A 22426-nucleotide genomic window follows, 5' to 3' on the forward strand; every position below is an offset into this window, starting at 1 on the left:
GTGGAACTGAAGTCGCACTCTGATGTGCTGATCATCGGCGCCTCGACCGCCGGATGCGCCACAGCAGAGTCGTTGCGCCACGAAGGCTTTACGGGCTCGATCACCGTGCTCGGCAACGAGACCTCAGCACCCTACAATCGCCCTCCGCTCTCGAAGCACGTGTTGCTCGGGGAATGGGAATCGGAGAAGGCAGATATCTTCGCTGACGGTGCAGCGGAGCGTGCCAGCATCGACCTCCACACTGACGTGACCGCTCACGCGCTGAATACGGCCGAGCGCAGTGTCTCCACGAACCGCGGCGACATCTCTTACGGCACGCTTGTGATCGCCACCGGCGCCCGGGCTCGCCAACTACCGGCCAGCGTCGACCCAGACCACGTAGCGCTCACGCTGCGCACTCGCGAAGACTCGATGCTGCTTCGCGAACGCCTCGAAAACTCCCGCTCCGTCGTTGTCATTGGCTCCGGAGTTCTCGGGTCAGAAATCGCCGCGGCGGCTCGCAAGAAGGGATGCGCCGTGACACTCGTCGGCCGCTCCGGGGCCCTGACGTTGGGTTCGGTTCGCGATCTGTTGACACAACGTCTCGAACAACTTCACGCGCAGAATGATGTTGAGTTGCGTTTAGCTGAGGGCGTCGCCTCGATCGCGCACGACGGCACGACGGCCCACGTGACTCTAACCTCGGGTGAGCAGCTCGATGCCGACACCGTTGTCGCCGCTGTTGGCGCCATCCCGAATGTGGAGTGGCTCGAATCGAGCGGCCTCACCACCTCCCCAGCACTGAACTGTGACTCGCACGGACAGTGCGCGGAAAACATCTATGCCGTCGGCGACGTCGCCGCCTGGCACGACTCTCGCACCGGCCGCTGGCTCCCTGACGAGCACCAGCTGACAGCGCTCCAACACGGTCAAGCCGTTGCACGCCACATCGCTACGGGCGAGAAAGCTGAACCCCCGGTTCCCTTCTTTTGGAGCGAGCTCTACGGCGTCCGTTTTCAGGCCTACGGGCGATTCCCCGCAGAGGCCGAACTCGTCACGACGCACGGCGACCGTGAAAGCGGAGACTTCGTAGCCCTCAGCATGCTCGATGGGCTCCCCCACGGAGTCGTCGCCAGCAACATGTCCCGCGACTTTCGGCAGGCCAGGCCAGCCGTCGATGCCACCCTCTCGGGCACTCCCGCCCCAGCGACAACCACCACACCTTCGACCGCCCCTCCAGGAGGACAGTCATGACAACCACCCCCGCTGCCGCCGCCGGAGTGTGCCCCTTCACCGGGCGCTCCTCGGCACTTCCGCTCGACGGCAACCCGCACGTTCCCACCCCGGCTCTCGCCGAATTCCGCGAGAACGGCCCGGCCACGCCGATTCGTTTTGCCGATGACCACGAAGGCCTGCTCGTCACCCAGTTCGGGATGGCGCAGGCAGTGCTCGAAGATCCGCGCTTTACGCAGAACCCTCGCCGCTTTCTTCTGGGACCGCCGGAGGGCGAAGTCCACGACGTTGATCAGCGAGCGAAGGATGCCCTGGCCGTCGCCGACATCCTCTCTCTCGATGGGGACCAGCACCGTCGCATCCGTCGTTCGGTCACCGCTCGCTTCTCGGTGAAGGCCGCCCGCGGACGTCGTGAAGCGGTGCGCGGTTTCGTCACCGAAACGCTCGACGCCTTCTTGGCCGGCCCCAACCCCGGCAACGTGACCACCGACCTCGCCACCCCCATCTCGGTGCGGAGCCACTGCCTCGTTCTCGGCGTCCCCGACAGCCACGTGCAACTCTTCGGCGACACCTTCGCTAAGCCGACCACGACGCAGCGCAAGTTCGATGTCATCCGCGAACTTCTCGAACTCGTCCGCCTCTCCCCCGGCGACAACGTCTTCAGCGACCTCATCGCCTCTGACCTCACGGCAGCCGAAGTGGAAGGACTCGCGTGGGTGCTGTCCGTCTCCGGTCGCGACTCGGTGGCCTACATGATCTCCATGTCGGTCTTGACACTCCTGAAGCACCCGGAACAGTGGGAACTGCTCAAGCGCGAACCCGAACTTCTGCCGGGCGCAATTGAAGAGCTCGTTCGCTACAACACGATGTTCCTCACGGTCTTCAGCCGGACGGCGCTTGAGGACATGGAAATTCAGGGCGTGACGATCCCGAAGGGGCAATCCGTGACGGTTTCTCCGGTGGGCGCTAACCGTGACCCGGAGCGGTTCGACGACCCTTCGACCTTCGACATCACGCGCGACTCTGCCGGCCACCTCGGCTTCAGCCATGGCCCGCACGGTTGTGTCGGGCAGCAGTTCGCGCGCGTGCAAATTACCGAAGCACTCACACAGCTCTTGACGCGCGTGCCCGACCTCACGCTGATCGATGCCGAGTTCGAGTCGCCGTACCCGCTCGCGTCATACCTGCCCACCTACGAAGCGCCACCGGTTAACGTCACCTGGTAGCGTTCGCCCCGATCATCCCGCGCCGCGGCCCGCACGGGTCGCGGCTTTCTGGAGCGCCGCTACATCGATTCGATAGCGCTTGCTGAGGTGGAGCGGCGTACGACCAGCTCCGGCTGGAAGACAACGTGACGCGCGGCCATGTCGGGCGCTTCGACTTCTTCAAGCAAAATCTCTAGCGCGGTGTGCCCGATCATTCCTGCTGGCTGACGGATTGACGACAGCGGGACCACCGCAGCCGAGGCAAAGTCGATGTCGTCGTAGCCGATAAGGGCGATGTCTTCGGGAACCCGCACATCCGACCCCTGCAGCATGAGCGCTTGCAAAACGCCCATGGCTACCAAGTCATTGGCGGCGAAAACCGCGTCGGGCCGTTCGGTACGCGCGGCGATACTCGCGCCCGCTTTGCGACCAGCGATGACGCTGAGCGACTCAAGGTCAATCACCTCAAGGGTGACACCATCATGTTCGCGCACGGCCAGGCGAGCGCCTTCGAGACGGTCGGCAACTTGGTGGATCGAGAGCGGGCCACCCACGAAAACGATGCGAGTGCGCCCTTCGGCGATCAAATGTTCCACGGCCATTCGGCCGCCTGCCACGTCATCCACTGTGACCGAGCTGAAGCTGCGGTCGGGGCTTGCCCGGTCGACAAGAACGGCAGGAATGCCGCGATCACGCAGCACCGTCAACCGTGGCGTGATCTCACCGATCGGCGAGATCAGGACGCCGTGGGAACGTTGCTGTTCAAAGAGGTCGAGATAGGCGAGCTCGCGCGCGGGGTCTTCGTCGCTGTTGCCCAAGATGATCGAAAGACCCTCTTTGCCAGCGCGGGTTTCGGCACCGCGAGCGACATCCGTGAAAAAGGGGTTGCGCACGTCGAGGACGACGAGGCCTACCGTTTTGCTGTGGCCATCGCGCAGTTGGCGGGCGGCGTCGTTGCGAACGAACCCGAGGGCCTCGATGGCCCGCTGCACCTTCTTGACGGTGGCCGGCGCGACCTTGGCCGGATGGTTCATGACGTTCGAGACCGTTCCGACGGAAACGCCTGCGTGCTGAGCGACATCTTTGACGCTAACGGTACTCATTGAATCCCATTCCTGAGGGCGAAATCGCCCCATTTTATTGAATCGTTCAATTGTGCCACGATTCGCCAGTTCTTGACGGAATGAGGCAAAAGAACGTATTCTCGTGGGAACGACTTAAAACGATTCAATGACGAGTTGATGAGTGAGGCGTCTCGTTCTCCGCATCGGAGGGCGAGACGCGGCACTCCGCAGAACAAAGGACCCAGCAGTGACCAGCTTCAGTTCAATCGCATCCCGCCTCGAAGAGCAGGCCATCGAACTCCCCTCGTGGGCCTTCGGCAACGCGGGAACCCGGTTCAAGGTTTTCGGTACCCCCGGCACTCCCCGCACCCCCGAAGAGAAGATCGCGGATGCCGCCCAGGTCAACAAGTACACGGCACTGTCGCCGACCGTGGCTCTGCACATCCCGTGGGACAAGGTTGAGGACTACAGCGCCCTCCGCAGCTTCGCCCAGGACCACGGTGTCGACCTCGGAACAGTGAACTCCAACACCTTCCAAGAAGACGACTACAAGTTCGGCTCGCTCACCAACGTCGACCCCACAATTCGCCAAAAGGCCATCGATCACCACTTCGAGTGCATCGATGTGATGAATCAGACTGGCTCACGTGACCTCAAGATCTGGGTCGCTGATGGCTCGAACTACCCCGGCCAGGCCGACATCCGCGGTCGTCAAGATCGCCTCGCCGATTCGCTCGAGCAGATCTACGCCCGCCTCAGCGACGAGCAGCGTCTGGTGCTCGAATATAAGTTCTTCGAGCCCTCGTTTTACCACATGGATGTTCCCGACTGGGGAACAAGCTTCGCGCAGGTCACTGCCCTCGGCGAGCGTGCCCTCGTGTGCCTCGACACCGGTCACCATGCCCCCGGTACCAACATCGAGTTCATCGTCATGCAGCTGCTGCGAGTCGGCAAGCTCGGCTCGTTCGACTTCAACTCACGCTTCTACGCCGATGACGACCTCATTGTGGGTGCCGCCGACCCGTTCCAGTTGTTCCGCATCATTTACGAAGTTGTTCGTGGTGGCGGTTACGGCGCCGACAGCGGTGTGGCCTTCATGCTCGACCAGTGCCACAACGTCGAAGACAAGATTCCCGGTCAAATGCGCTCGGTGCTCAACGTGCAGGAGATGACGGCGCGTGCGCTTCTCGTCGACTCGGCAGCGCTTACCGCGGCCCAGGATGCCGGCGATGTTCTCGGCGCCAACGGAATTCTGATGGATGCCTTCTACACCGACGTGCGCGCTGACCTCGCTGCGTGGCGCGAGTCGCGCGGCCTGCCGGCCGACCCGATGGCCGCCTATGCGGCATCTGGTTACCAGCAGAAGATCGCTGAAGAACGCGTGGGTGGCGTTCAGGCTGGGTGGGGAGCCTAGCCCTCGCGGTCTTCCTCAGCCCTCTCACTTCACTGACCTCTTAGGAATCTCTCATGACGAACCCCACTGCCGCTGAGCTCATCGCACGGTCGAACCGCCTCGGTTCTGACCCGCGCGTTACCAACTACGCCGGCGGCAACACGTCGGCAAAGGGCACCGAAACGGATCCCGTTACCGGAGAGCCGATCGAGCTCATGTGGGTCAAGGGATCCGGGGGAGACCTCGGCACCCTGAAGGAAGCCGGCCTCGCCGTGCTGCGCCTCGACCGACTGCGCTCGATGACGAATGTGTACCCGGGCATTGACCGCGAAGATGAAATGGTTGCCGCGTTCGACTTCACGCTGCACGGCAAGGGTGGCGCGGCGCCCTCCATCGACACCGCCATGCACGGCCTTGTCGATGCCGCCCACGTTGACCACTTGCACCCCGACTCCGGTATCGCCATCGCGACCGCGAAGCACGGCGAAGAACTCACGGCGAAGGCCTTTGGCGACAAGGTTGTCTGGGTGCCGTGGCGTCGCCCCGGCTTCCAGCTCGGCCTCGACATTGCCGCCATCAAGGAGGCAAACCCCCAAGCAATCGGCTGCATCCTCGGCGGCCACGGCATCACCGCGTGGGGCGACACGAGCGACGAAGCAGAAGCCAACAGCCTCTGGATCATTAAGACCGCCGAAGACTTCATTGCCGCCGAGGGTAAGGATGCCCCGTTCGGCGAGGCAGTAGCCGCCAACGCTGCGCTGCCCGAAAACGAGCGCCGCGCCAAGGCCGCCGCCCTTGCCGCCACGATCCGCGGCATCGCCAGCCACGACCGCCCGATGGTCGGCAGCTTTACTGACGCCGATGTCGTTCTCGACTTCCTCGCCTCCGCCAATGCCCCTAAGCTCGCCGCCCTCGGCACGAGCTGCCCCGACCACTTCTTGCGCACCAAGGTCAAGCCGCTGCTGCTCGATCTTCCGGCTAACGCCTCGATCGAGAAGAGCATCGAGCGCCTCAAGGAACTCCATGAGGAGTACCGCAAGGACTACACCGCGTACTACGACAAGCACGCCACCGCTGACTCCCCCGAGATCCGCGGCGCTGACCCGCTCATCGTTCTCGTGCCCGGCGTCGGAATGTTCAGCTACGGAGCGAACAAGCAGACGGCCCGGGTTGCCGGCGAGTTCTACGTGAACGCCATCAACGTGATGCGCGGCGCCGAAGCACTCTCCACCTACGCCCCCATCAGCGATGCTGAGAAGTTCAACATCGAGTACTGGGCGCTCGAAGAGGCCAAGTTGCAGCGGATGCCGAAGCCCGAGTCGCACGCTACCCGCGTTGCCCTCGTGACCGGCGCAGCATCCGGTATTGGCAAGGCCATCGCTACCCGCCTCGCTGCGGATGGCGCCTGCGTCGTCATTGCTGACCTCGACCTCGAGAAGGCTCAGGCCGCTGCTGCCGAGATCGGAAACACTGACGTCGCGATCGGCCTCAAGGTCAACGTGACCGATGCCGCCGCCATCGAGCGCATGGTGCAGGATGCCGTGCTCGCTTTTGGTGGCATCGACATCGTCGTGAACAATGCCGGAGTTTCGCTCTCGAAGCCTCTGCTGGAGACCACCGAGAAGGACTGGGACTTCCAACACGACATCATGGCCAAGGGGTCGTTCCTCGTCTCGAAGGCCACCGCGCCAGTGCTCATCGACCAGGCCATGGGCGGCGACGTCATCTACATCTCGTCGAAGAACTCGGTCTTTGCTGGCCCGAACAACATTGCGTACTCGGCCACGAAGGCCGACCAAGCTCACCAGGTGCGACTGCTGGCAGTCGAGCTCGGCGAGCACGGCGTGAAGGTCAACGGCATCAACCCCGACGGCGTTGTGCGCGGCTCCGGAATCTTCGCTGCAGGGTGGGGCGCCAACCGCGCCAAGACCTATGGCGTTGAAGAAGAAGACCTCGGAAAGTTCTACGCTCAGCGCACGATCCTCAAGCGTGAGGTTCTGCCCGAGAACGTCGCCAACGCTGTATCGGTACTCACGGGCCCCGACCTCAGCCACACCACCGGTCTCCACATCCCCGTTGATGCTGGTGTTGCGGCAGCCTTCCTCCGATGAGCGCTGAAGCTATGGCAATCGCGCCAGCGATTGCGCGCCGCCAGCTCCGAGGGAGCCTGCGACTAAGGCGGTACTCGTATGTTTCCTAGAGCTGTCGCTGCGGTTGATCTCGGTGCGACCAGTGGCAGAGTCATGCTCGGCCTCGTGGGTCACAACGAGCTCAGCGTTCGCCCGGTAGCGCGCTTTCCCAATGGTCCGGTGCGCCGCGAAGACGGTTTGCACTGGGACATTGATGCGCTCTACGCGAGTGTGCTCGCCGGTCTGGCCGCTGCTGTTCGCGAAGAACCGCAGCTGTCGAGCATCGGTGTGGACTCGTGGGCGGTCGACTATGCGTTGATGGCGGGCGGGCAGATGATTGCTCCCCCGTTCCATTACCGCGATGACCGCACGGCGGCCGGCGTGGAGCGCGTGCACGCGATTGCCGACCACGCTGAGCTCTACGGCTCGAACGGTCTGCAGTTCCTTCCCTTTAATACGCTCTACCAGTTCGCGGCCGAGCAGAACCTGGCTGACGCCGATGGCTTCTTGCTCGTGCCTGACCTGATCAACTACTGGTTGACGGGCCGTCAGGTCGCTGAACAGACCAACGCCTCGACGACCGGGCTGCTGAATCTGGCGACCGGACAGTGGGATGACGCGCTCATCGAGAAGCTCGGGTTCTCCCGCAGCCTCTTCCCTGAGTTGGTTACTCCGGGCACGACGCTGGGGCCAGTGCGCGACGAGCTCGGCATCCGTGCCGACGTGGTCGCTGTCGGATCGCACGACACGGCATCCGCTGTCGTCGCGGTCCCGGCAACGAACGACGACTTCGCGTATATCTCGTGCGGAACGTGGGGGCTCGTGGGCGTTGAGCTGAACTCCCCCGTGCTCACCGAAGCTAGCCGAGCCGCGAACTTCACCAACGAGGGCGGCGTCGACGGACGCGTGCGCTACCTGCACAACGTCATGGGCCTGTGGCTGCTGAGCGAGTGCGTGCGCGACTGGCAGAAGGAAGACGCCAGCGTCGACCTTCTTGAGTTGTTGGCGGCGGCATCCGCTCTCACGACAACGGTGCCAATCTTCGACGCGAACGACCCGCGCTTCCTCGCCCCCGATGGCATGCCCGCGCGCATTGCCGCCTGGTGCACCGAGCACGATGTGGCTGTTCCGCAGTCGCGCGTGGAGTTTGTGCGCAGCATCATCGAGAGCCTCAGCGTTGCTTTCGTGGATGCCGTACACACGGCCTCAGATCTCTCCGGAAAGTCGGTGTCGGTTATCCATATCGTCGGCGGTGGCTCGCAGAACGAGGTGCTCTGCCAGCTGATCGCGGACCGCAGCGGAATGCCGGTGCTCGCCGGCCCCGTGGAGGCCACGGCCATTGGCAACGTGCTCGTTCAGGCGCGCGCCCAGGGGTTCGTCGAAGGTTCGCTGGAGGCGTTGCGCAGCCTGGTGGCTGCCGCGTTCTCGCCGAAGCGTTACTTGCCGCGGTCGCAGTAGCATCCAATTTCGCTTAACGACGTAGCGCCGACCACCGATCAATTCGGTAGTCGGCGCTTCGTCATTTAACGGGCGTCAGCTCGCCTTAGCCTTCGTCGAGCATCGGGTACGTGAGCCCGATCTGGCGACGGATTTCGTCGAGGGTGTGCATGATCTCGATGCTTTCGGTCGGCGAAAGGATGTCGTTGGTCAGTTCACCGGCGGCGACGAGGCGCTCGAGTTCGGCGGCTTGGAATTGCATGCCGCGACCCGTGGTGCTGCCGTCGAACTCTTCGACGAGGTTGCCCTCGCCGTCGAAGCGCGTGAAGGTCGTAGGGGCGTAGAAGGTCTCATCGATTTCGATGCGGCCTTCGGTGCCCACAATGACGGCGCGCGTGGGGCCGCGCAGGTCGAGGGTGGTCTGCAGCACTGCCTGAGCTTCGGTGCCGTAGCTGAAGATCATCGAGGTCTGGCGGTCGACATCCGTACCGGTCTTGGTGGCCACGGCCACGAGGCTGGATGGTGCGCCCAGAATGTCGTACGCGAACGACACGGGGTAAATGCCGAGGTCGAGCAGCGCGCCACCTCCCAAGAGCGGGTTGTTGATGCGGTGCAGCGGATCGCTGGGCAGGTTCTGGTTGTGGTCCGCAATCACGCTGCGAATCGTTCCGAGCGCGCCCTCGGCGATGAGCTCACGGATGCGCACCATGTGCGGCAGGTAGCGGGTCCACATGGCTTCGAGAACAACGAGGCCCTGTTCGGATGCTCGCGCCACGACGTTCTCGGCCTGAGCCGCGTTCATCGTGAAGACCTTTTCGACGAGCACGTGCTTGCCGGCGTTGAGCGCGAGCAGGGCGTGCTCTTCGTGGAAGGGGTGCGGCGTCGCGACATAGATGGCGTCGACGTTGGGGTCAGCAACGAGGTCTTCGTAGCTGCCGTGAGCGGTCGGGATGCCGTACTCGGCAGCAAACTTGTCGGCCGATTCTTGAGTGCGTGATCCGACCGCGACGACCTTGTGGCCGTGCTCGTTCAGGTCACTGGTTTGAAGGGTAGCGATCCATCCGGTGCCCAGAATTCCCCATGCCACTTGCTTCGTCATGCCATCTCCTTTGTTGCGCACGAAAACATACGTCGCCAATGTAGCAGGAGGCTATTTCACTTTGTCTTACATTCTGTTAGATTGTCTGACAATCCCCGTCAGCGTAGAAGGAGCAACCATGATCGAGAACGCCGCCGTGCTTCCCGAAACCGTTGCCCAAAAACTTCGCGCCGACATCATTGCCCAGCGCGATGCCCCCGGCGCAGCGATCACCGAGTCGGCCGTCGCCCTCCGGTTCGGCGTCGCCCGCCCCACCGCGCGCCTCGCGATCGATCGCCTGGTTGCCGACGGCATTCTGCGCCGCGAAGCGCACCGCGCCGCGCGCGTGCCCGAACTCAGCTACGACGACGTGCTTGACCTCTTCGATACTCGTACTGTCGTTGAGACGGCCGCGATGGCAGCGCTAGCCGAAGCCGGCGCGATTCCGGCGGAGGCGCTGGCAGCCCACCGTGCGCTCACCGCCACCGACGATTTCGCGCACCACGACATCCAGTTCCACCGCGCGCTTGTCGCCGGCCAGCCCAGCTCTCGCCTCACCCGCCTGCACGAGCTGCTCATGGGTGAAGTCGAGCTGTGCATCGGGCAGGTTCAGTCCGCCCAGCTCATTACCGCTCACGAGGTGGCCGAGCAACACCAGGGCATCCTCGATGCCATCACCGCCGGGGATGCCTCCACCGCAGAGCGCCTCACCCGCGACCACATTTTGGGGGCGCGCGATCGCCTCCTCACCCACCTCGACACCGACCTCGACACCGACAGCTAAGGCACCTCATGGTTAAGCGTCAATTTCCGAACCCCATAGAGCTTGCGAAGCTCATGAAGTTCAAGGCCCCCGAGCTCAACGGTAAAAAGCGCCGCCTCGACGGTGCGCTCACGATCTACGACCTCAAAGACATCGCGAAGCGTCGCACCCCCAAAGCCGCCTACGACTACACGGATGGCTCGGCCGAAGGCGAAATCTCGCTCAGCCGGGCGCGCCAGGCCTTCGAAGACATCGAGTTTCACCCGTCGATCCTGCGCGATGCCTCGAACGTTTCCACCACCACGCAGATTCTCGGTGGCACCTCCGCCATGCCCTTCGGAATCGCCCCCACGGGATTCACTCGCCTCATGCAGACCGAGGGCGAGATTGCCGGCGCGGGCGCAGCAGCGGCAGCCGGCATTCCGTTTACGCTCTCGACGCTCGGCACGACATCCATTGAAGATGTGAAGGCCGAGAACCCCAACGGTCGCAACTGGTTCCAGCTGTACTTGATGCGCGAGCGCGAGATCTCATACGGCCTTGTCGAGCGCGCGGCCGCCGCCGGGTACGACACCCTCATGTTCACCGTGGATACCCCGGTCGCGGGTGCCCGGCTGCGGGATAAGCGCAACGGCTTCTCGATTCCGCCGCAGCTGACAGCCGGCACGATCCTCAACGCGATCCCCCGCCCGTGGTGGTGGTTCGACTTCCTCACGACTCCCCCGCTCGAATTCGCGTCGCTCGCAACCACCGGTGGCACCGTGGGCGAACTGCTCGACTCCGCCATGGACCCGTCGATCAACTACGAAGACCTCGAGATCATCCGCGCCATGTGGCCGGGCAAGATCGTCATCAAGGGAGTGCAGAACCTCGAAGACTCGAAGCGCCTTGCCGCGCTCGGCGTTGACGGCATCCTGCTCTCGAACCACGGTGGCCGCCAGCTCGACCGCGCGCCCATCCCGTTCCACCTGCTGCCCGAGGTCGCTCGCGAAGTCGGCAACGACGTTGAAGTGATGGTCGACACCGGCATCATGAACGGTGCGGATGTCGTGGCCTCGATGGCGCTCGGCGCCAAGTTCACGCTCATCGGCCGCGCCTACCTCTACGGCCTCATGGCCGGAGGCCGCCAGGGCGTCGACCGCACCATCGAGATCCTCTCCGACCAGATCGTGCGCACCATGAAGCTGCTCGAAGTCACGAGCATCGAAGAGCTCGAGCCCAAGCACGTCACTCAGCTGCAGCGACTGGCACCCCGTGCCGTCGCGCCGAGCGCCGCCGCTGCGGTTCCCGCCAAGCGTGCTGCGCCGCGCAAGGCTGCGGCCTCGGCTCCGGCCACGGCGAAGGCTGCGCCTGCCAAGGCTGCGCCGAAAAAGACGGCCGCAGCGAAGCCTGCTGCCGCCAAGACCGCAGCGAAGAAGCCAGCCACAAAGAAGGTTGCGACGAAGAAGTAAGGCCACTCGTGCCGCGGGCTGTGGTGGGCTGCCGCGCGAGTTCTCTCCCCCGCCGGGTTTCAGCTTCTGACTGAGGTCGGTTGAAGCCCGGCGGGGCATAGGGTTAAGCATCGTGACTCAGAACTCTGTCGATGTCCCTCCTCCCGTCTGGCGAGCACCCGGAATGCCAGCACTGCTGGTGCTCACGGCCGCTGGCTTCGGAGGCTTTGTCGCCCTGATTCCCGTCGTGCCGTTGTGGGCCGTTCAGGGTGGCGCGACGGAAGCAGGTTCCGGGCTGGTCAATGGTCTTCTGCTGATCGTGACGGTCATGACACAGCCTTTCGTACCGCGCCTTCTCGATCGTTTCGGCACCGGCCGCGTGCTGGCGGTGGGGCTGGCCCTCCTCGGCGCTCCCGCGCTCTTGCTCATCATCTCGGATCAACTGGCGTGGATTCTCACCATCTCCGCCGTTCGCGGAATCGGCTTCGGCATCCTCACTGTCACGGGTTCCACGGTCGTGGCGAACCTCGTCGATCGCGCCCAGCACGGTGCCGCCGTCGGAATCTACGGCGCAGCGATTGCTGTTCCGCAGATCATTCTCGTACCGACCGCATCGTTCCTCGCCGACACCGTCGGGTTCTGGGCGGTTTTCGTGATCGGAGCCCTTCCCCTACTGGGCATTAGTTCCGCTCCGCGTCTCGCTCGAGTGCTTCGCGAGCAGTCCGCCGCTCGCGACCTTTTGCCACCCACCGACGCGACGCCGGTCGTCTCCGTTGATGGTGGAAAGTCTGAGCGCCGCTCTCTGGCGATCAGCCTTCTGCGCCCCATGATTCTGCTCAGCGGCGTCACCCTCGCCGGTGGTGCCCTGCTCACCTTCGCTCCGCAAATGAGTTCGTCGCCCGCAGCGACGGCGGGAGCGCTCGCGCTCCTCACCCTGAGCGCGGCCATCACGCGCTGGTCGATTGGCGGGATTTCTGACCGCTTCGGCGCCGAACGGTTCCTCTGGCCCTTGGTCGTGATCTCGGTGGTCGGCCTGTTGGCGATCGCCGCCGCCGTTCGAGACCCCAATGCGACCGGCATCCTGCTGTTCCTCGTCGGCATGACGCTTCTCGGTATCGCCTACGGTGGCCTGCAAAACCTCACGCTGGTGATCTCTCTCGCGGCGGTGAAGCGCAAGCAGTACGGCACCGCCAGCGCCGCCTGGAACATCGGTTTCGACCTCGGTACCGCGCTCGGCTCAGTTCTCATTGGAACCCTCGCCACCGCGTTCTCGTTCCCGCCCGCCGTCTTGGCTGCCGCCGCCATCGCGTTGCTCACCCTGCCGCTCGCGTTCCTACGCGGCCCGAAGGTCTCCGACTAGCCACCCGGCGAGAATGCGGGCCGAATTGGCTCGCCGCAGCAACCGGGCTGGCTTCGCGAGACTGCGGTCAGCAGTGCTCGAACACGTACTCCGCTGAGCCGGGCGGCGTGAGATCGCGATCCCGCAGCATCGTGATGCGCGGTGTCGCGGCATCCGCACACACCTCGCTGAACGGGCGACGCAGCTCATCGGTGTACTCGATGTCAATGACGGCCTCTCCGTAGAAGTCGGTGAAGTCGCCGCACTCTGAGTACTGGTCGCACTCCTCGACGATCGCGAAGTCAAAGCCGATGGCGGATGCCGCCTCCCCGAGCAACTCCGCCGAGTTCTTCTGGGCTACCGCGAGTCCGCTACTGTGGCCGAGCTGCACGAACAGCATCGCCATGGCCACCGCCTGCTCCCGCTCAAGAACCCCGGCGGAGCGCGCGTAGCTGTCGAGGTTATCGAACTCCACGGCCGCGAACCCCGCGCTCACGCAGCCCTCAATCAGTGGCGCGAAGCGTGCGGCGATAGCATCGCGATTGCCGGCGGTACGGATGTCGAGCAGCGTCTCGTCTGGCCAGTTCGCGTCAATGACCGGGTCGCCTGCAGCATCGCGCAGCAGCAGCTCGCTTGGCCACGACTCCCCCGGTTGCGACTGGAACCCGTTGAGATAGCAGATGGAGTACGCGCCGGCGAGAGGCTCCTCGCTCGCGTCACGCACGACGACCGAGACGGCAGCGTCGGGCTCGTACGCTCCGCCGAGTTGGTAGTCCGCGACGGCGCCCGCGGCGAAGACACTCGGTGAGGCGGTAGCGGTGGGAGTGGCGCTCGACGCGGCTGGCAGTGGTGCTGCAGTCGAGCATCCGGCCAGCATGGCGAACAGCACGCAGACAGCGAGCGTAGGCAACGGGGATCGCGGCGCGCGCACTGTCATGCCGTTGAGTTTAGGCTGCTCCGGTGCGATGCGAGATGTAGGTCGCACGCATATGAGAGCGGTGAGGAGGCAGCTCTGCCCGGATGAGCGCAATGCTCGAAACGATTGCCAGCAGAGCCGAAATAGCCAACGACAGGGTCGGGAGTGGAGGGATGCCCGCAGCCAGCTCAAGCCCAGCGCCGGCCACGATCAGCCAGACGGAAGCGCCCGCAGCGGCGGTGAGGCTCGCGAGAAGAACGACCACCCACCCGATTATTTTTCTGTTCATGACTGCCCCCTTGCTTTCAGTTCTGCTGGTTAGTGCGACTGTGTAGCGTGAGAAAAAGTCTGAAACTTTCTCTCTACTTGAACGCTAGACCCCAAACGGGGGTCTTTCTAGTCGTCATTAAGGCGGACTCGAGCGGAGAGGCTAAGCGAGCCGAAGAAGCCGAGCGCGCAGTTCCTTGGGCGTCGATTCCGGCAGGGCGGCGGAGAGTTCGCTGCGCTGGGGAAGAGCTCCGCCTTCGGAGACAACGGTGATGGCGCGGGCGAGGCTGCCGCGCGTGACGCGGGCGAGGGCGTTGTCGTCCGCGTGCATTTCAAGAAGAAGGGCCACTTCTCGCGAGGCATTTCGGGCGGTGGGAAGCCAGGGCAGTGACAGCTTCCACGCGGTGAAGAAGATCAACACGATGTCGTGGCGTAACCGCACGTGCGCACGTTCGTGTTCGATCACGGCCTGCAGCTCTTCTTCATCGAGCAGCTGCAGCAGGCCGGCGCTCAGCACGGTGATTGAGGTGAGCGCGCCGGGCAGGCAGTAGGCGACGGGGGCCGGAGTGTTGATCACGCGCGTGCCGGGGCGGTCAGTCATCGGTTCGCTGAGGAGCGTGATCAACTGCGAGTGGCGGGCGCGCTCGCGTTCGGCGTAGACGACAGTGACGAGCAGGTTGAGCAGCAGGTGCGCGGCGAGAAAGAGCGCTCCTGAGAGAGCGAGCAACGACCACACCGAGGAGCCCTCGGGGAGTTCATTGTGGGTGACGAAGCGCCACATGCCGGTTGCGGCATCCGGAAGGTCGGTGGCGAATGTCGCCGCCCCGAGCAGCACGAGAGAACCAATCATGCTGAAGCCACCGATGAGGGCCACGAGTTGCCACACCAGTAATCCGAGAGTCGGGCGACGGTAGGCCCACCGCGCGCCGGGCAGGATCGCCGGCACGGGCCACGCCAAGAGAATGGCAATGACTCCGAGAGTGATCGCGGCGGCGACCACTCTTAGCGTCCGGCGAGAATGCGGCGGAGGGTCTCGGCTTCTTCGTTGGAGACCTGGCCCACAAACCGTTCGAGCACAGCGGTACGGTCGTTCGCCCCGCCCAGCACCTCGTGCATGAGGTCGGCCATGTGAGATTCACGACCGGAGGCTGCACGATAACGGTGCGGCCGCAGGTCACGTTCCCGCACGACAAAGTTCTTCTTTTCGAGCCGCGAGAGCACGGTCAGGATGGTCGTCGCTGCGAGCTCGCGCCCAGTACCGTCTGGACCGGCAAGCTCGGCCTGCACATCGTAAGCCGAGAGGCCTTCAGCGCTCGCCCACAGCAGGTCCATGACGCTGCGTTCGAGTTCACCAAGGGAGTTCATGCAAGCAATTCTACCCTAAGTAGAAATAGTTTCTACGAGGGTGTAGAAATGTATACATAGAGGTTCTACGGGATGTAGAACTAGCGCGACAGTTCGCCAGAGAGAGGCCAGGAGTGGACCCCCTAGAGATCGCCAGATGGCAATTCGGAATTACCACCGTTTACCACTTCATCATGGTTCCGCTCACGTTGGGTCTCGGCCCTATCGTTGCGCTCATGCAAACCCAGTGGGTGCGCACCGGTGACGAAAAGTGGCTGCGCATGACCAAGTTCTGGGGCAAGTTGTACCTCATCAACTTCATCATGGGTGTGGCCACGGGCCTCGTTCAAGAGTTCCAGTTCGGCATGGCGTGGAGCGAGTATTCCCGTTACGTTGGTGACGTCTTCGGCGCACCGCTCGCGATGGAGGGCCTGCTCGCTTTCTTCTTCGAGTCTGTCTTCCTTGGCCTCTGGATCTTCGGCTGGAGCCGCCTCCCCAAGAAACTTCACCTCGCAACCCTGTGGATCGCTGTTGCCGGTTCGATCGTTTCCGCCTTCTTCATCATCGTGGCGAACTCGTGGATGCAGCACCCGGTTGGTGTTGAACTCATCGATGGCCGCCCCGTCATGACCGACATTTGGGCCGTGCTCACCAACAACACCGCCCTCTCCGCTTTCTCTCACACGGTCACCGGCGCTATCGCCGTCGGTGCTGGCTTCGTCGTCGGCATCTCCTGGTACCAGCTCTGGCAGCGCCGTCGCGACGGTATCGACACGGTGGATGCCACCGGTCGTGTCGTCGTCGGCGAAAACCTCAGCATCCCCGGCCGCGACCGCAAGGACCACAGCGTCTGGATCAAGAGCATCCGCATTGGTGCCGTCATCGCGATCCTCGGGTTCGGTGCGCTCTCCATCACCGGTGACCTGCAGGCCAAGCTCATGTTCGAACAGCAGCCCCTGAAGATGGCAGCCGCTGAAGCTGCGTGCCACGACGGCACGAGCTTCTCAGTGCTCTCGATTGGCCCCCTCGGAGGCCAAAACTGTGAAGATGTCGTCGGCATCATCGAAATTCCCGGCTTGCTTTCGTTTCTCGCGCACGGCGACTTCGATACCGAAATTCAGGGTGTGAACACCCTCATCCCGCAGTACCAAGAGTTGTACGGCACCAACCTCCCCGATGACCCGCTGTACGGCGAGCGTGCCGGCCAGGAGATCGACTACCTGCCGCTTATGGAGGTCACCTACTGGGGCTTCCGCCTGATGATCGGCTTCGGGATGCTCGCGGCAGGGTTTGCAGCCCTTACGCTCTGGATCGTTCGCAAGGGCACCGTGCCGCAGTCGAAGTTCCTCATGGGAACAGCGCTGCTCAGCATCGCAGCCCCCTTCGGCGCCAACATCGCCGGCTGGGTCTTCACCGAGATGGGCCGCCAACCTTTCGTGGTCGTGCCCAACCCGACGCCCGGTGGCATTGACGGTGTCTACATGTTCACCGCCGCCGCCGTCTCCCCCGGTGTCAGCGGCGAAGAGATCATCTTCTCGCTCGCCGCGCTTGCTCTCGTCTATGCCTTCCTGATGGTCTTCGAGATCAAGCTGCTGGTCAAGTACGTACGCGGTGGCGTTGCCTCGGCAATGCCTGAGCTCGGGCATCCAGAAGACGACGGCAGCGACCCTGACGATCCCAACAAACCAGACAAGCGCGACGACGTTCTCGCGTTCGCCTACTAAGCAGAAGGGCAGCTACTCATGGATCTTCCTACACTCTGGTTTATCGCGATCGCCGCTTTGTGGATCGGCTACCTCCTTCTTGAAGGCTTCGACCTCGGCGTCGGGATGCTGCTGCTGTTCAGCACCCGCAAAGACCGCGAACGTCGCCTCATGCTCAATGCCATCGGCCCGGTCTGGGACGGTAACGAGGTCTGGCTGATCACGGCCGGAGCCGCCACGTTCGCTGCATTCCCGTTTTGGTATGCATCGCTCTTCTCGGCGCTCTACATCCCGCTGACGATTGTGCTCGTGAGCCTGATCTTCCGCGCCGTTGCTATTGAATACCGCGGCAAGGGCTCGACCGACAAGTGGCGCATGTGGTGGGATCGCGCTCTCGGCCTCGGCTCGCTCGGTTCCGCTTTCGGGATCGGTGCGGCGCTCGCGCTGACCACCACGGGCCTGCCAATCAACGAGAACGGTGACCGCGTCGGCGGTGCCTTCGCCTGGTTCACTCCGTATGCCGTGCTCGGTGGCCTTGCCGTTGTCGGCTTCGCACTCGTGCATGCCTCCGTCTTCCTCGGCCTCAAGACCGACGGCGACGTGCGCGTTCGGGCCCGCAACTTCGTCGTGCGCTGGAGCCCCGTTGCTCTGTTGCCGATCGTGGCCTGGGTTCTCATCATTCAGTTCCAGAACGGCACCCCCATCACGTGGGCGCTCGTTGTTGTCGCGGTGATCGCGGTCGTCTTCGGTTGGATCAGTGCGCGAGCCGGGCGTGAAGGCTGGGCCTTTGTGGGCATCGCAGCGTTCTTGGTCGCGGGAGCGTCATCCATCTTCGCCGCGGTCTACCCCGTAGTGCTGCCGTCGACGATTGACCCCGCCTTCAACCTGACGATCTCCAACGCGGCGAGTGGCGAATATACCCTCGGCGTGATGAGTGTCGTGACTGCCTTTGGACTGCCGCTGGTCTTCATCTACCAGGGCTGGACGTACTGGGTGTTCCGCAACCGTCTGAGCGAACACCACCTCCCCGAGGCTCACATCGTGAAGCCCGCGGTTGCCCCCGCTTCGTCAGCTAGCACCTCCTCGTCTTCAGCTAGCTAGGGCACGATGGAGGGCATGAGAGCCAAACTCCACGAACGACTTGCAGCAGGCTTCGGCCCGGGCGGTGTGCACACACTGTTCGGGCTGGGTTTACTGGCTTCCCTCAAGGGATTGGCCCTCGTGCTCATGGCCGAGGCAGTCGCTCGCGGTGTCGTCGGCGTTATTGAAGCGGATGCCGCAGCCTGGCAATTTGCGATCGTTCTGGGTATTGCCGCCGGCCTTCTCCGCGCGGCTACCGCCTGGGCGACAGAAAGTTTCGCGACCCGCGCCGCGTTAGGCGCCAAGGAGTCTCTGCGCCACGAACTCGCGGAGCGAGTACTCACCGGCTCCGACGCCCGCTCGGGCGCAAGCACCGCAATCGCCACGGTCGGGCTCGATGAGCTCGATAACTACTTCCGTGTGGTGCTGCCGGCGATCGTCACGACCGCAACGGTTCCGCTGCTGATTGGCGCCCGCATCCTGTCGGTCGACTGGGTGAGCGCGCTCATCATTGTGCTGACCGTTCCGCTTGTTCCGGTGTTCATGATTCTCGTCGGTGGTCATACGCGCGAGCGTGCCGAGGCTGCTAGCGCGAGCCTGGAACGCCTCTCCGATCATCTCGTTGAGCTCGCCCGCGGCCTTCCCGTTCTTGTCGGCCTGGGTCGGGTCGCCGAACAGTCGAAGGCACTGCGCGCAATCTCTGCCGAGAATCGCACCAAGACAATGGAGACCCTGCGCACTGCGTTTCTCTCCGCTCTCGTGCTTGAACTTATCGCCACCATTTCGGTTGCGGTCGTCGCTGTCTTCGTCGGCGTTCGGCTTGTGGATGGTCAGCTCTCCCTCACCGTCGGCCTCATCGCTCTCGTGCTCGCGCCCGAGTGTTTCGCGCCCTTCCGCGATCTGGGTGCCGCGTTCCACTCCTCCGAGAATGGGCTCACGGCGCTGCGCCGCGCCCGCGCGATCATCGATGCGCCGCGCGCTCGGGAGCATCGCCAGAGTGCCGGCGGCTTCCGGGTCGTCGACCTCAGCATCTCTTATGAGGGTCGTGCGCGGCCCGCTGTGGACAAGCTCAGTTTTCGTGCCACCCCCGGCACCATCACGGCTCTCGATGGGCCGAGCGGTAGCGGAAAATCCAGTGTTCTTGAGGTGCTCGCAGGCAATCGCGAGCCCAGCGGCGGTAGCGTGTGGGGCATCGACGTCTCGCGTGTGGCATGGGTTCCGCAGCATCCGCACACCGTTGCTGACACCGTGATCGACGAACTTCGCCTCTACAGCAACGACGAGAAAGCCATCAAGTCGGTGCTGCTCGACCTCGGTCTCACCGGGGTCGCGGATGCCGACCCCCGCCAGGTGAGCCCCGGCGAGCTGCGCCGGATCGCCGTCGCGCGAGGACTGCTGCGCGTCGAAGCGGGCGCCACCCTGTTGCTGCTCGATGAGCCGACCGCACACTTGGATCCGTCATCCGCTGCCCGTGTGGAAGCAGCGCTAGCTGATCTTCGTGGTCGTCCCGTGACGGTGCTCGTCGCTTCCCACGAAACGGGAATCGCCGCGCTGGCCGACCAGGTTGTCGCCGTCGGCGCATCGGGCGGAACCCGCGCCGTCGAAGCTCGCGTTGATCCATTGACCGTGGGCGGCGACGTGGATGTTGACGCTCTCGACGCGCCGCGCACTACCCGCGCGACTCTCGCCAGCCTGCTCGAGTTTGTGCGCCCCGCTCTCGGAACCCTCGTGGGAGCGATCGCTCTCGGCACCGGCGCAAGCCTCTTCGCCCTCTCCCTCACCGCCCTCTCGGGCTGGTTGATCGTGCGGGCCAGCGAGCAGCCGCCGATCATGTTCTTGCTCGTCGCCATCGTGGGCGTGCGGTTCTTCGGAATCGGTCGCGCGGCGCTACGCTACGCCGAACGCCTCGCCACCCACCGCGCTGTGCTCGGGTCAGTCATCGAGCTGCGGGTCGCCCTGTGGAACGGACTGGGTGCTCGCGCTCTGGGCTCGCGCGCTCTCGCCAATGGCGGAGTCGCTCTCGACTATCTCGTTGCGGCCTCGGACCGGGTGCGCGATCTCGTTCCCCGGGTCGTACTGCCTCCCGCTGTTGCTCTCGGCACCTCGCTCGCGGCCCTGATCGCGGTGGGTTTGCTGCACGCGCCTGCCGTTCCCGTGTTGCTCGCTGGTCTCGCCGTCGGGCTCGTGGCGGCGCCCATTATTGCCGTGATCGTGGACCGCTCGGCCGCCAACGGCATCGCCGAAGTGCAGTCGCGCGTCGTGCGCGCCTTCGCCGCCATGACCGGTGCCGCGACTGACCTGCGCGCCAACGGTGTTGGTGGGCGGATGCTCGCCCGCCTCGATCACATCGACGCCGAAGCCGGAGCACTCTCCCGCCGCAGCGCTCGCGCCCTCGGAATCGGCAACGCCGTCGTCGTACTCGCCTGCTCGGTGACCGCCGTCGCGATGCTGCCCGTGGCCGCGCCCGCCGTCATCGCCGGTACCCTCCCCATCGGTATCGTCGCCGTGCTCGTGCTCATCCCCATCGGGCTCGTCGACTCGCTGATCTCCTTCGTCGACTCCGTGCAGCAGTGGCCGGCGCTCAGCGCGGCGCTGGCAAAGGTGCGCGGGGTTACGGCGGGGGTTGAGCGTGCGGATGGTGCTGGTGGTGCTGCTTCAGGCCGTGCTTCGGCAGACGACGCTGCGGCACGTAGCGCGGCGGGAAAGCGCCGCGGCGACCGCGCGCAGGCCGGAGCCGCGAGCGCAGACCAACCACTTGGTGACGTGACCGTTCTTGAACTGAGCGAGCTCGGCATCCGCTGGCCTTCGAGCCCCACGCTGGCGTTCTCGGGCGCGACCGCTCGGGTTGAGCGCGGCGAGTGGCTTGTCGTGGAGGGCCCTTCGGGGGCTGGTAAGTCGACTTTGTTGGCGGCGCTGCTCGGGTATCTTCCGGCGGCCGCTGGCTCGTGGAGCCTCAATGGGGTGGATGCCCGTGAGCTGTCGCCCGAGCAATTGCGCGCGGCGATCACGTGGTGTCCGCAGGAGTCGCACCTTTTCGATTCGACGATTCGCGCGAACCTGCTGTTGGGCCGCGCGCACGACGATCAGCCAACCGAGCAGGAGCTCGTTGCGGTGCTGCGCCAGGTGGGTCTCGGCCCGCTCTTCGATTCGCTCGACCGCGGCCTCGATACTCGTGTCGGCTCGGCGGGCGAAAGCCTCTCGGGCGGCGAGCGGCAGCGCCTAGCTGTTGCGCGCACCCTACTAACGCGGGCGGATGTCGTGCTGCTCGATGAGCCGACCGCCCACTTGGATGCCGCGAGCGCCGAGCAGCTCATCACCGACCTGCGCACGGCTCTCGCCGACAAGATCGTGGTGCTCGTCAGCCATCACGACGATGAGCGTCGCGACGACGATGTGAGCTTGCGACTCGGGGTGCGCGAGCCGGTCGCTTCGTTGTAACCTCGAGTGAGGACGAGTCACATTTCAGGGTGGCTCGAGGGGATGTGGGCCAGTGACGACTTCAGCACCAGAACAGCGCATCGATAGTGTTCCGTTCCCAGAGAGCGTGCACCCGCGCCGAAACGTTAAGGACATCTCCGCCGTCCTCGGCTGCGTCGCGGTGGCATTGGCTCTGGGCACAGCGCTCGTAGTGCTGGGAACCCACTATTACGGCTCGACGGGCTCAGAGCTGCTGCATGCTTTCGCCCGCGCAACTGCGGTGGGCCTCCCGGTAGCGGCGCTGTTCGGCGTGCCATTGTGGTTGTGGCTGAGCACACGGGTTCCCGCTCGCGCACTTCCCATCGCTCTTTTCATCGCGCTGAGCCCACTCTTCGGGATCGCGCCCGGTCTCGCCGTCCTGGTGACGGGACTCATTGCCCACCTAGACACTCCCGTGTTCCTGGGCATGTTCATGATCGCGGCGGGAGCGTGGACCGCCCCGATCGCGACTGCGCTGTACTACCTAGTTCTGGGCAAGCGACCGCGGATCGCAATCTCGCTCGGTGGCGTCGCTGTCGTTCTTGCGCTGCTGGGCTGGGTGAGCATCGCAATCAACGGCGGCTAGCACTCTCAACGGGCGGCTGCTCTC

General features: G+C 64.3%; 18 protein-coding genes. 12 read left to right on the forward strand and 6 right to left on the reverse strand.

The annotated features are described in order from the left end of the window. Together I6E58_RS00390 and I6E58_RS00395 are read left to right on the forward strand one after the other, a co-directional pair. The gene (locus I6E58_RS00390) at nucleotides 1-1233 is read left to right on the forward strand and encodes an NAD(P)/FAD-dependent oxidoreductase (RefSeq protein WP_197129161.1); all 1233 of its coding nucleotides are present in this window, start codon (nucleotides 1-3) and stop codon (nucleotides 1231-1233) included. After that, nucleotides 1230-2438, forward strand: a complete 1209-nt coding sequence (locus I6E58_RS00395) for a cytochrome P450 (protein ID WP_197129164.1) — start codon at nucleotides 1230-1232, stop codon at nucleotides 2436-2438. Before I6E58_RS00390 ends, I6E58_RS00395 begins: the two co-directional genes overlap by 4 nt. 59 nt (nucleotides 2439-2497) lie before the next feature. On the opposite strand, the gene I6E58_RS00400 is transcribed toward I6E58_RS00395, so the two are convergent. After that, on the reverse strand, nucleotides 2498-3520 hold the full coding sequence (locus I6E58_RS00400; RefSeq protein WP_197129167.1) for a LacI family DNA-binding transcriptional regulator: 1023 nt from the start codon (nucleotides 3518-3520) through the stop codon (nucleotides 2498-2500). 208 nt (nucleotides 3521-3728) lie between these two features. On the opposite strand from I6E58_RS00400, the gene rhaI reads away from it, so the two are divergent. The 3 genes from rhaI to I6E58_RS00415 all read left to right on the forward strand — a co-directional run bounded on the left by rhaI (nucleotide 3729) and on the right by I6E58_RS00415 (nucleotide 8461). After that, a complete protein-coding gene (rhaI, locus tag I6E58_RS00405) occupies nucleotides 3729-4895 on the forward strand; it encodes an L-rhamnose isomerase (RefSeq protein WP_129072810.1) in 1167 nt (388 codons plus the stop codon). A gap of 53 nt (nucleotides 4896-4948) precedes the next feature. Next, the gene (locus I6E58_RS00410) at nucleotides 4949-6985 is read left to right on the forward strand and encodes a bifunctional aldolase/short-chain dehydrogenase (RefSeq protein ID WP_197129170.1); all 2037 of its coding nucleotides are present in this window, start codon (nucleotides 4949-4951) and stop codon (nucleotides 6983-6985) included. A 78-nt stretch (nucleotides 6986-7063) separates the two neighbouring features. Beyond that, nucleotides 7064-8461, forward strand: coding sequence for a rhamnulokinase family protein (locus I6E58_RS00415; protein ID WP_197129173.1), 1398 nt, complete (start codon nucleotides 7064-7066; stop codon nucleotides 8459-8461). Nucleotides 8462-8546: 85 nt separating this feature from the next. On the opposite strand, the gene I6E58_RS00420 is transcribed toward I6E58_RS00415, so the two are convergent. Beyond that, nucleotides 8547-9539, reverse strand: coding sequence for a Gfo/Idh/MocA family protein (locus I6E58_RS00420; protein ID WP_197129176.1), 993 nt, complete (start codon nucleotides 9537-9539; stop codon nucleotides 8547-8549). Nucleotides 9540-9657: 118 nt separating this feature from the next. On the opposite strand from I6E58_RS00420, the gene I6E58_RS00425 reads away from it, so the two are divergent. The 3 genes from I6E58_RS00425 to I6E58_RS00435 all read left to right on the forward strand — a co-directional run bounded on the left by I6E58_RS00425 (nucleotide 9658) and on the right by I6E58_RS00435 (nucleotide 13071). After that, on the forward strand, nucleotides 9658-10302 hold the full coding sequence (locus I6E58_RS00425; protein WP_197129179.1) for a GntR family transcriptional regulator: 645 nt from the start codon (nucleotides 9658-9660) through the stop codon (nucleotides 10300-10302). 8 nt (nucleotides 10303-10310) lie between these two features. Next, on the forward strand, nucleotides 10311-11732 hold the full coding sequence (locus tag I6E58_RS00430; RefSeq protein WP_197129182.1) for an alpha-hydroxy acid oxidase: 1422 nt from the start codon (nucleotides 10311-10313) through the stop codon (nucleotides 11730-11732). 112 nt (nucleotides 11733-11844) lie between these two features. After that, on the forward strand, nucleotides 11845-13071 hold the full coding sequence (locus tag I6E58_RS00435) for an MFS transporter (protein ID WP_307841910.1): 1227 nt from the start codon (nucleotides 11845-11847) through the stop codon (nucleotides 13069-13071). Between the two features lie 67 nt (nucleotides 13072-13138). Here I6E58_RS00435 and I6E58_RS00440 read toward each other — a convergent pair whose 3' ends face one another. The 4 genes from I6E58_RS00440 to I6E58_RS00455 form a co-directional block, all read right to left on the reverse strand. Next, nucleotides 13139-13987, reverse strand: coding sequence for an endo alpha-1,4 polygalactosaminidase (locus I6E58_RS00440; protein WP_197129185.1), 849 nt, complete (start codon nucleotides 13985-13987; stop codon nucleotides 13139-13141). A 10-nt stretch (nucleotides 13988-13997) separates the two neighbouring features. Next, nucleotides 13998-14255: a hypothetical protein gene (locus tag I6E58_RS00445; protein WP_197129188.1), complete on the reverse strand. Its 258-nt coding sequence runs from the start codon at nucleotides 14253-14255 to the stop codon at nucleotides 13998-14000. Between the two features lie 141 nt (nucleotides 14256-14396). Continuing rightward, complete coding sequence (locus I6E58_RS00450; protein WP_197129191.1) at nucleotides 14397-15233, reverse strand: M56 family metallopeptidase; 837 nt, start codon at nucleotides 15231-15233, stop codon at nucleotides 14397-14399. Between the two features lie 2 nt (nucleotides 15234-15235). Then, nucleotides 15236-15598, reverse strand: a complete 363-nt coding sequence (locus I6E58_RS00455; RefSeq protein ID WP_197129194.1) for a BlaI/MecI/CopY family transcriptional regulator — start codon at nucleotides 15596-15598, stop codon at nucleotides 15236-15238. 113 nt (nucleotides 15599-15711) lie between these two features. Between I6E58_RS00455 and I6E58_RS00460 the strand changes: the two genes are divergently transcribed. The 4 genes from I6E58_RS00460 to I6E58_RS00475 are packed head-to-tail and all read left to right on the forward strand — an operon-like array spanning nucleotide 15712 to nucleotide 22402. Beyond that, entirely contained in the window at nucleotides 15712-17301 is a 1590-nt protein-coding gene (locus I6E58_RS00460) for a cytochrome ubiquinol oxidase subunit I (protein WP_197129196.1), read from the forward strand. An 18-nt stretch (nucleotides 17302-17319) separates the two neighbouring features. Beyond that, complete coding sequence (gene cydB / locus I6E58_RS00465; protein WP_197129199.1) at nucleotides 17320-18381, forward strand: cytochrome d ubiquinol oxidase subunit II; 1062 nt, start codon at nucleotides 17320-17322, stop codon at nucleotides 18379-18381. Between the two features lie 15 nt (nucleotides 18382-18396). After that, nucleotides 18397-21798: a thiol reductant ABC exporter subunit CydD gene (gene cydD, locus I6E58_RS00470; protein ID WP_197129202.1), complete on the forward strand. Its 3402-nt coding sequence runs from the start codon at nucleotides 18397-18399 to the stop codon at nucleotides 21796-21798. Between the two features lie 52 nt (nucleotides 21799-21850). Beyond that, nucleotides 21851-22402 carry a hypothetical protein gene (locus I6E58_RS00475; RefSeq protein ID WP_197129205.1) on the forward strand — a complete coding sequence of 184 codons (552 nt, stop codon included), beginning with the start codon at nucleotides 21851-21853 and terminating at the stop codon, nucleotides 22400-22402. The last annotated feature ends 24 nt before the right edge of the window (nucleotides 22403-22426 follow it).

The sequence above is a fragment of the Salinibacterium sp. SWN1162 genome, from assembly GCF_015864675.1.
Lineage (GTDB): Bacteria > Actinomycetota > Actinomycetes > Actinomycetales > Microbacteriaceae > Rhodoglobus.